Annotated in this window: 9 protein-coding genes; 6 read left to right on the top strand and 3 right to left on the bottom strand. The window is 63.1% G+C overall.

The features are described 5' to 3' along the window. Positions 1–10 precede the first annotated feature (10 nt). The 4 genes from UCMB321_RS22310 to UCMB321_RS22295 are packed head-to-tail and all read left to right on the top strand — an operon-like array spanning position 11 to position 3,951. Entirely contained in the window at positions 11–697 is a 687-nt protein-coding gene (locus UCMB321_RS22310) for an SGNH/GDSL hydrolase family protein (protein WP_040070678.1), read from the top strand. Further along, entirely contained in the window at positions 694–1,371 is a 678-nt protein-coding gene (locus UCMB321_RS22305; protein WP_040070677.1) for a cell division protein FtsQ, read from the top strand. Before UCMB321_RS22310 ends, UCMB321_RS22305 begins: the two co-directional genes overlap by 4 nt. Positions 1,372–1,390: 19 nt before the next feature. Continuing rightward, complete coding sequence (locus tag UCMB321_RS22300) at positions 1,391–2,806, top strand: MBOAT family O-acyltransferase (RefSeq protein ID WP_040070675.1); 1,416 nt, start codon at positions 1,391–1,393, stop codon at positions 2,804–2,806. Continuing rightward, on the top strand, positions 2,806–3,951 hold the full coding sequence (locus UCMB321_RS22295; RefSeq protein WP_040070674.1) for an alginate O-acetyltransferase AlgX-related protein: 1,146 nt from the start codon (positions 2,806–2,808) through the stop codon (positions 3,949–3,951). Before UCMB321_RS22300 ends, UCMB321_RS22295 begins: the two co-directional genes overlap by 1 nt. Before the next feature lie 153 nt (positions 3,952–4,104). Here the strand turns inward: UCMB321_RS22295 and UCMB321_RS22290 are convergent, their stop codons facing one another. From UCMB321_RS22290 to UCMB321_RS22280, 3 genes are all read right to left on the bottom strand, one after another. Beyond that, the gene (locus tag UCMB321_RS22290) at positions 4,105–5,505 is read right to left on the bottom strand and encodes an amino acid permease (RefSeq protein ID WP_040070672.1); all 1,401 of its coding nucleotides are present in this window, start codon (positions 5,503–5,505) and stop codon (positions 4,105–4,107) included. A 189-nt stretch (positions 5,506–5,694) separates the two neighbouring features. Continuing rightward, complete coding sequence (locus UCMB321_RS22285) at positions 5,695–5,931, bottom strand: hypothetical protein (protein ID WP_040070670.1); 237 nt, start codon at positions 5,929–5,931, stop codon at positions 5,695–5,697. Next, positions 5,921–6,709: an MlaA family lipoprotein gene (locus UCMB321_RS22280; protein ID WP_040070669.1), complete on the bottom strand. Its 789-nt coding sequence runs from the start codon at positions 6,707–6,709 to the stop codon at positions 5,921–5,923. Before UCMB321_RS22280 ends, UCMB321_RS22285 begins: the two co-directional genes overlap by 11 nt. Before the next feature lie 169 nt (positions 6,710–6,878). On the opposite strand from UCMB321_RS22280, the gene UCMB321_RS22275 reads away from it, so the two are divergent. Both UCMB321_RS22275 and UCMB321_RS22270 read left to right on the top strand, forming a co-directional pair. Next, the gene (locus tag UCMB321_RS22275) at positions 6,879–7,589 is read left to right on the top strand and encodes a response regulator (protein ID WP_040070668.1); all 711 of its coding nucleotides are present in this window, start codon (positions 6,879–6,881) and stop codon (positions 7,587–7,589) included. 68 nt (positions 7,590–7,657) lie between these two features. Further along, on the top strand, positions 7,658–8,935 hold the full coding sequence (locus UCMB321_RS22270) for a sensor histidine kinase (protein WP_084615136.1): 1,278 nt from the start codon (positions 7,658–7,660) through the stop codon (positions 8,933–8,935). The last annotated feature ends 105 nt before the right edge of the window (positions 8,936–9,040 follow it).

The raw sequence follows: 9,040 nt of genomic DNA, 5'->3' as shown, positions 1-9,040 counted from the left end.
GAAATGATTCATGGCTTCTTCCGTACTCGCAGGTTTGACCTTGCTCGTGATTGGCGAAAGCCACATGAGTTTCCCCGACTCGCTGATGAACCCGCTCTACGACAACCTGACCCAGCAAGGTGCCCAGGTCCACGCCATCGGTGCCTGCGGCGCCAACCCGGCGGATTGGGTCACACCCAAGCTGAAGCTCGATTGCGGCGCGATTCGCGAGCCGGGCGAAAAGATCAAGGTGATGAGTCGCGGCACCCTGGACACGCAACCGATCAAGGACGTGATCGCCAAGGACAAGCCGAACCTGGTGGTGCTGATCATGGGCGACACCATGGCCTCCTATAAGACCACGCCGTTTCCCAAGGTCTGGGCCTACCAGAGCGTCACCGCGCTGACCAGGCAGATCGCCGACAGCGGTGCCAAGTGCGTGTGGGTAGGGCCGGCGTGGGGCAAGGCCAACGGCAGCAACACCAATGAAAACCAGTACGGCAAGAACCAGGTCCGCACCCAGTTGGTGGCGGGCACCCTGGCCAATATGGTCGCGCCGTGCACCTACATCGACTCGACCAAGTTCTCCAAGCCCGGCGAGTGGACCACCTCCGACGGCCAGCACTTCACCATCGCCGGCTACAAATCCTGGGCGGCGGCCATCGGTCAATCATTGAACGAACTGCCCGCCGAAGCGGTGAAAGGAGCAGCCAAGTGAAACGGATTTTCAATGGCGTTGGCGCCCTGGCCGGCCTGGCCCTGAGTGCGAGTGCATTCAGCGGCCCCATTGCCCTGTATCCCACCGGTCCGTCCCAGGACTCGGCCTATCTGCGCTTCGTCAATGCCGCCGACACCTCTCTGGAACTGACGCCCGAGGGCGCCAAGACCAGCCTGAAACTGGAGAATGGCCAGGCGGTCAGCGGCTTTATTCCGGTGTCGGGCGGTCGGCCGATCAGGGGCACCTTGAGCCGCGACGGCAAAAGCGTGCCATTGGACGTGAAGGTGAACGCGGGCGATTTCGCCACGGTGTTCGTCCTGGCCGATGCGCGGCAGGGCATCCGACAAGTGCTGGTCAGCGAGGCCTTCGATATCCCCAACCAGCTCAAGGCATCGCTGGCGTTGTTCGACGCCGACTCCGGTTGTAGCGATGCGCGGATCAACCTGGCCGGGCGTGATGTCGACCTGTTCCAGAAGGCCCCCCCCGGCAATCCCAGGCGCCAGGAGTTGAATCCACGGGCATCGCTGGCGGTGCAGTTGGTCTGCGCGGGCAGCCCGGAGGGTTCGCCGGTCGAGCTTGGGGCGCTGGAAGCGAACAAGCGCTACAGTTTGTTATTACTGCCTTCGTCGACGGGGCCGCGCCTGATTACCGCCACGGATAGCTTGTCCAACTGAATCGGAAGCGCCCGTCGCCATGGTCTTCGCCTCGCTTGAATTCCTGACACTGTTCCTGCCAGCGTTCCTGCTGGTCTATGCCCTGGCCCGACCTGGCTGGCGTAACCTCATCCTGTTGCTGGGCAGTTGGTTGTTCTATGGCTGGTTGAGTCCGCTGTTCCTGTTCCTGCACATGGTGCTGACGCTGCTGGCCTGGGTCGGCGGCCTGCTGGTGGACCGCTCGAGGGAGGATTCGCGGGGCCGGATCCGCCTGTTGATCGCGCTGGTCGTGATCAACACGGCCGTGCTCTGCTGGTACAAGTACGCGAACATCCTCGCCGCGACCTGGAACCAGTGGATCACCTATTACGGCGCCATGCCCATGGCCTGGCAGCGCGTGGCCTTGCCGGCGGGGCTGTCGTTCATTGTCCTGCAGGCGATCTCCTACCTGGTGGACGTGCACCGCCACGTGGTACCGGTGGAGCGTAGCTTCATCAACTACGCCACCTACATTTCCATGTTCGGCCACTCGATTGCCGGGCCCATCATTCGTTATGACTGGGTCCGTCGCGAGCTGAACCAGCGCTATTTCAACTGGTCGAATTTCTCCCTGGGCGCGCGCCGGTTCATGATCGGCCTGTGCATGAAAGTGCTGGTGGCTGACACCTTGTCGCCGCTGGTGGACGTGGCCTTTCACCTGGACAACCCGTCCTTCGCCGACGCCTGGATCGGTTGCCTGGCGTATTCGCTGCAGCTGTTCTTCGACTTCGCCGGCTACAGCGCCATGGCCATCGGCCTGGGGCTGATGCTGGGGTTTCACTTTCCGGAAAACTTCAACCGACCGTACCTGGCCTACAGCATCCAGGACTTCTGGCGGCGCTGGCACCTGTCGTTGTCCAGCTGGCTGCGCGACTACCTGTACATCGCCCTGGGCGGCAATCGCAAAGGTGTGTGGGAAACCTATCGCAACCTGTTCCTGACCATGGCCATCGCCGGGCTCTGGCATGGCGGCGACAGTTGGAACTACCTGCTCTGGGGCTCGGCCCATGGCGTGGCGTTGTGCGTCGACCGGGCCTGGTCGCGTTCCAGCCTGCCGGGTCTGCCGCTCTGGGCCTGCCATGTCGCCACCTTGTTGTTCGTCTGCCTGGCCTGGACGCTGTTCCGTTCGCCGGACTTTGCCACGGCCCTGAGCATGTACGGCGGCCAGTTCGGTCGGCACGGCTTTGCCCTCGGCGACGCCCTGGCCGTGACCTTGCGCCCGGTGCACGGACTGGCGGCGTTGCTGGGGCTGGTGTGCATTCTCGCGCCGCTGTTGCAGGCCCGGGTGGAACGACGATTCGCAGGCAACGAGCTGTTCGTGTTGGCTGCGGCCTTTTGGCCCGTGCTCGGCTTCACCCTGTCGTTCGCTCTGATCGCCAGCCGTGAAGCCGTGCCCTTTCTGTACTTCCAATTCTGATGAGCCAGTCAACGCAATCCCCGTCCGTCGCCCCCACGCCACCCAGCGCGCTGGCGGTGCGCGCCAGTCCCCTGGCGGGCGTGATATTCACCTTGTTCCTGGCGTTGGGGGCGTTGTCCTGCGTCTGGTTGATGATCAAGGGGTCGATCGAGTTCGTGCCCAAGGTGGTGACGCCGGACATGCTCCTGCACGGCGAAATCACCCATCGTTTCGCCAAGACGCTGTCGGATGCGCCGTTGCCTGAACAGGCCGCCGACCTTGAACGCGGTGGCAGCTGGCTGATCGTCGGCGACCTCGGGCCACGGGTACGCGAAGGCTGTCCGGACTGGTTGTTCCTGAGTGACGAACTGCGCCTGAACCGTAACGCGGCGGTCAATGCCCAGGCCAAGGCACAGGCGGTGATCGATCTGCGCCAGGCGTTGAACAAACGCGGTATCGAGTTGCTGGTGGCGGTGGTGCCGGACAAGAGCCGAATCGCGGCGGCGCAACTGTGTGCGCTCAGGCGTCCGGCCTCATTCCAACCACGGATTGCCGGCTGGTTGGCTGGGCTGCAAGGTGCGGGCGTGGCGGCGGTGGACCTGACGCCGGGTTTGCAGGCACTGGGCGAGGGCGCCTACCTGCGCACCGATACCCACTGGAGTGAGGCCGGGGCCAGGGCGGCGGCGTGGCGGATTGCCGAGGCGATCGGTGCCTTGAAGTTCAGTGCCACGCCGCACAAGGGCTATGAGCTGAGTACGCAAGCCAGTGCCGTGCGCCCGGGTGACCTGGTGCGGCTGGCGGGGATTGATGGGTTGCCGTTGGCGCTGCAGCCAAAGGCCGAGAGCGTGGCGACGACGCAGATCAAGGAACGGGCGGATACGGCGACGGGCGAGAACCTCGACGATCTGTTTGGCGATGGCAATCTGCCGAACACGACGTTGATCGGTACGTCGTTTTCGCGCAACTCGAATTTTGTCGGATTCCTGGAGGCTGCGGTGGGGGCGCCGGTGGGCAACTTTGCCAAGGATGGTGGCGAGTTTTCCGGGGCGGCGAAAGCCTACTTCGACAGCCCGGCATTCCGGCAGACGCCGCCGAAGTTGCTGATCTGGGAGATTCCGGAGCGGGATCTGCAGACGCCGTATGACGGGAGTGTGCGTTTGCCTTGAGACCGCGTCGTCTGCATCGCGAGCAAGCTTGCTCCTACAAGGCCATGTCGTTCACAAGGCCACGGTACGACACAAACCTGTAGGAGCAAGCTTGCTCGCGATGAACGATGACGCGGTCTCCCGGTTAAATCGCAATGGTCCCAACCCGCCCGCTCAACTGACGGTGCGAACCCGGCCCTTGGCCAGCCGCAGTCGGTACAGCCCATAGATGAACAGCACCCACACCGGCATCACATACACCGAGACGCTGATCCCCGGAATCATCAGCATGACCCCCAGGATCAGCGCGACGAAGGCCAGGCACAGGTAGTTGCTGAAGGGTGTCCAGAACGCCTTGAAGCCCGGAACCACGCCTTGCTGTTCCATGGCCTTGCGGAATTTCAGGTGGGTCAGGCTGATCACGATCCAGTTGATGATCAACGAGGCCACTACCAGCGCCATCAACAGCTCCAGCGCTTCATGGGGCGCCACGTAGTTGACCACCACGCACAGCAGTGTCACCAGGGCCGAGACACCGATGGCCCGTACCGGCACCCCCTGCTTGTTCAGTTTCATCAACGATTTTGGCGCATCGCCTTGTTCGGCCAGGCCGAACAGCATGCGGCTGTTGCAGTACACGCCGCTGTTGTAGACCGACAGGGCGGCGGTCAGGACCACCACGTTGAGGATCTGCGCCGCCGCGTCGCTGCCGATCAGGGCGAAGATCTGCACGAACGGGCTGCCGCTGTAGGCGTCGCCGGAGGCGCCGAGCGTGATCAGCAACTGATCCCACGGGTACAGCGACAACAGCACGGTGAGCGCACCGACGTAGAAGATCAGGATCCGAAAGACCACCTGGTTGATCGCCTTGGGGATCACCTTGCGCGGCTCGCTGGCCTCGGCGGCGGTGATACCCACCAGCTCCAGGCCACCGAAGGAAAACATGATGAAACACAGCGCCATCAGCAGGCCGCTGAAACCATTGGGGAAGAACCCGCCATGGTTCCACAGGTTGCTGACCGAGGCTTGCGGGCCGCCGGTGCCGCTGATCAGCAGGTAGCAACCGAGGGCGATCATGCCGATGATCGCCACCACCTTGATGATCGCGAACCAGAATTCGGTTTCGCCGAACACCTTGACGTTGGTCAGGTTGATCAGGTTGACCAGCACGAAGAACACTGCCGCGCTGACCCAGGACGGCACGTCGGGCCACCAGAACTGCACGTACTTGCCCACGGCCGTGAGCTCGGCCATGCCCACCAGCACGTAGAGCACCCAGTAGTTCCAGCCGCAGAGAAAGCCCGCGTAGCCGCCCCAGTATTTGTGGGCGAAGTGGCTGAACGAGCCGGCCACCGGTTCCTCGACGATCATTTCGCCCAGCTGGCGCATGATCAGGAACGCGACGAAACCACAGATCGCATAGCCGAGGATCATCGCCGGGCCCGCGGACTTGAGTACGCCGGCAGACCCCAGGAACAACCCGGTGCCGATGGCCCCACCCAGGGAAATCAGCTGGATATGGCGGTTTTTCAGGCCGCGCTTGAGCAAACCCGGTGTCAGGTTTTCACCCGTCATTGCTTCACCTTCTCTAGTTTTTCTTCTCGGTGTCGACCTGAGCGGGCCAGGCGTGCAACCGGTACTGAATGCTCGACATAAGCGGCGTGGATATTAAATCCCGAAGGTGCGGGGCTCAAGTATTACGCGGGTTCGAGGGGGAAATAGAGAATCAGCTGTAGGATCGTGGCGGGCCTCGAGGGCCGTGCGTCAGGCGTTGTGTCCCGCCTGCTGGGCAAACCAGTGCAATACCTCGTTCATCGGCACCTGGTGATGCTGTTCGACCCATTGCGACCCTTGCGGGCTGTAGTGTTCGGTGTAGTGGCTGAGGATCAGGTGGTGCCGGTCGTTCGACAGCCGCAGGCTGACTTCATGGCAGTGCAGTTCGCTGTCGGCGTGCTTGCTCACCCGTTGTTCAAGGATCAGTGCCGGCTGTTCAGAAGCCATCCCGGGTGGCTCCCTGGCAGCGGTCTTTCTCCGGTTGGGTGCTGCCCTGCTTGCCTTCCAGCACGAAAGCCGCGCGATGTTCGGCGACGACGTCACGCAATGCGCTGTAGTAGTCCGGCAGTTTTTGCAGGCTGTCGGTGAGCGGCAGCAGCTCGGCACGCTGGTCGATCACACCACCGACCAGGCTGGTCGTCGCCAGGGTCTGCAGGCTGTCGCTATTGTTGCCGAAGGGGTTGAAGGCCAAGCCGAGCACGCGTCCGGCGGCGTCGCGGGCGTTGCCGGTGCCCAGCAGCGGCAGTTCGACGATGGGCCCGTTGCCGATGCCCCAGACGCCGAACGTCTGGCCGAAGTCGGCGGTATGACGGGGGATGCCCATCGGGTCCGAGACGTCGATCAGGCCCACCAGGCCGAGGGTGGTGTTGACCGTGAAACGCCCCAGGGTATTGGCCGAACGCTTCAGGTTGCCTTGCAGCAGGTCGTTGACGAACACCTTGGGTTCGGCAAAGTTGGTGGTGAAGTTGTGCACACCCTGCTGGAAAACATTCGGCAGGTGGCGATAACCCCGGGCCACGGGGGCCAGGGCATAGTCATCGACGGCCTTGTTGAAGGCAAAGATCCCCCGGTTGACCCGCTGGGCCGGGTCGAAGACCGGGTAGTCCACCTGTGCGCAACGGGCGCTTGCCACCGGAGCCGGACTGCTGCAGCCGACCAGGTACGAGACGGCCAGCAACAGCGTGGCGTGGCGGATCAGGGCGGGCGAACACTTGAGCGAGGGCATGGGCAAACGGTCTCTGCGGAAGAAGGTTGGCGGATGCTGCCAGCCGCGTCTTGCTCAAAGATGTCTGCTTTATTGCACCGCTGATGGTTTATTACCGGATTGAAATATATGACGGAACGCGTCGAATGGTTTTAGATGGGCTCTTTCCAACTTCAAGTGATGGCCGCCGGTGAGCAGTCTGTTGATCGTGGACGATGACCTCGAGGTCCTTGCCCTGTTGAAGAAGTTCTTTGTGCTGCAGGGTTATACGGTAGAGGTCGCCGCCGATGGTGCCGCGCTGTGGGCCGCGCTGGAGCGTCAGGCCCCGGACCTGATCATTCTCGACCTGATGCTGCCGGGGGAGAACGGCCTGATGCTGTGCCAGCGCCTGCGCCGGCAGTACGCGACCCCGGTGATCATGCTGACCGCCATGGGTGAGTTGAGCGACCGGGTGGTGGGCCTGGAAATGGGCGCCGACGATTACCTGAGCAAACCCTTCGACGCCCGCGAGCTGCTGGCACGGGTCCGGGCGGTGTTGCGCCGGGCCGGGGAAAGCCGGCCCTTGAGCGGCGAGCTGCCGCGCCCGCTGATCCGCTTTGCCGACTGGCAACTGGACCTGACCCGGCGCGAGCTGCGTTCGCCGGATCAGGTGATGATCCCGCTGTCGGCCGGGGAATTCGATCTGCTGCTGGTGTTTGTCGAGCATCCCCAGCGCATCCTTACCCGCGAGCAACTGCTGGACCTGGCGCGGGGGCACAGGCATGACGCTTTTGACCGCAGCATCGATGTCCAGGTCAGTCGCCTGCGGCGCAAGCTGGAGTTCGACACCAAGCGCCCGGCGATGATTCGCACGGTGCGCAATGGCGGCTACCTGTTCACCCCTGATGTGACACGCCAGTGAGCGGCCGCGGAACCGGGCGTTATCGTCCAAAGGACACCGTGGCGCGCTGGATCGCCCTGACTATCCTGATGGCCATGCTCACGGCGCTGGCGTTCAATGCGTTGTTCGTGAAGCTGGCCGGTGTCTGGGCTTATCCGCCGCTGAGCGAGACCGGCCTGCTGGAAAAGGTCGCGTCCCTCAGCCGTGTGATCGAAGCCTCGGAGCCCGGGCAGCGTGCCCGCCTGGCCGCGCTGGTCAGTGATCCGAACACGCAGGTGAATTGGTACGCTGATCGTCACGACATTGTCCTGCCGAAAACTGTCAAAGCCGCCGAGGGCCGTGGTGCACAGGCCATGCGTCAAGCGCTGGGCTCGCCAAATCGCTGGATCGAGGCCTATCAACCCTCCGATTGGGAGGGGCCGAACGGGCGTTATGCGTTGCTGATCCAGCTGACCGACGGCTCTTGGCTGATGTGTTCTGCCGCGTCGCGCAGTTGGGGGTTGGAGGAGGGACCGCGCCGGCTGATCGTGATCATACTGGTGCTGATCTCCACTGCGGTGGTCACCTTGATTGCCACCCGCCGTCTGGCCAGACCCCTGCAACAGTTTGCCCAGGGCGCGCGGCGTTTTGGCGTCGACTTCCGCGCGCCGCCGGTGGAGCCGGTCGGGCCCCATGAAATCCGCCAGGCGATCCTCGCCTTCAATGCCATGCAGGCTCAGTTGCAGCACTTCATCAAGGATCGCACGCAGATGCTCGCGGCCATCTCCCATGACCTGCGCACGCCCTTGACCCGCATGCGCCTGCGGGGGGAATTCATCGAGGACGAGGAGCAACAGCAGCGACTGTTTCGCGATGTCGATGAGATGCAGGCGATGATCAACTCCGCGCTGGAGTTCTTCCGCGACGATGCGCGCCTGGAAGAGACGACGTCCTTCGATCTGGCGGAATTGCTGCAAACCCTGGTGGACGATTATCGCGACCAGGCCATTGAGGTCGGCTTCGAAGGACCGGCCAGATGGGTGTATTTCGGGCGCCCGCTGGGACTGAAGCGAGTTGTCGGCAACTTGCTGGATAACGCCATCAAATACGGCTGTGAGCCAACGATCCGCTTGGAACCGGACGGCGAGCGGCTGTTGATCCGCGTAGAGGATCGTGGGCCGGGTATTGCGCCGGCTGATCTTGAGCGGGTGTTCGAACCGTTCTTTCGGCTGGAGAGTTCGCGCAACAGGAGCACGGGGGGCGTCGGATTGGGATTGTCGGCGGCACGGGCGATTGTGCTGGAGCAGGGGGGCGAGCTGACACTGAGCAATCGCGCGGGTGGCGGGTTGATCGCCTTGGTGGCGTTACCGGTGCAAGGGGGCTTGTAGGCGGCGTTCGGCGGATGTGTCGGTCATCGTGTCAGAAACTGGTCAGTGACGTTATTACAACTTCACACCCTGCTATATGTTCACTTATCGAAGTGAGGTGATCAC

Source organism: Pseudomonas batumici (assembly GCF_000820515.1).
GTDB classification, from domain to species: Bacteria; Pseudomonadota; Gammaproteobacteria; order Pseudomonadales; family Pseudomonadaceae; genus Aquipseudomonas; species Aquipseudomonas batumici.
The sequence above is the reverse complement of the archived record's forward strand: the minus strand, read 5'-3'. Positions and strand labels throughout refer to the sequence as shown.

Excerpts from the sequence above, each read along its gene's own strand:
- UCMB321_RS22295 (WP_040070674.1), top strand. The coding sequence starts at position 2,806 with ATGAGCCAGTCAACGCAATCCCCGTCCGTCGCCCCCACGCCACCCAGC.
- UCMB321_RS22310 (WP_040070678.1), top strand. The coding sequence starts at position 11 with ATGGCTTCTTCCGTACTCGCAGGTTTGACCTTGCTCGTGATTGGCGAA.
- UCMB321_RS22300 (WP_040070675.1), top strand. The coding sequence starts at position 1,391 with ATGGTCTTCGCCTCGCTTGAATTCCTGACACTGTTCCTGCCAGCGTTC.
- UCMB321_RS22280 (WP_040070669.1), bottom strand. The coding sequence starts at position 6,709 with ATGCCCTCGCTCAAGTGTTCGCCCGCCCTGATCCGCCACGCCACGCTG.
- UCMB321_RS22285 (WP_040070670.1), bottom strand. The coding sequence starts at position 5,931 with ATGGCTTCTGAACAGCCGGCACTGATCCTTGAACAACGGGTGAGCAAG.
- UCMB321_RS22270 (WP_084615136.1), top strand. The coding sequence starts at position 7,658 with ATGGCCATGCTCACGGCGCTGGCGTTCAATGCGTTGTTCGTGAAGCTG.
- UCMB321_RS22290 (WP_040070672.1), bottom strand. The coding sequence starts at position 5,505 with ATGACGGGTGAAAACCTGACACCGGGTTTGCTCAAGCGCGGCCTGAAA.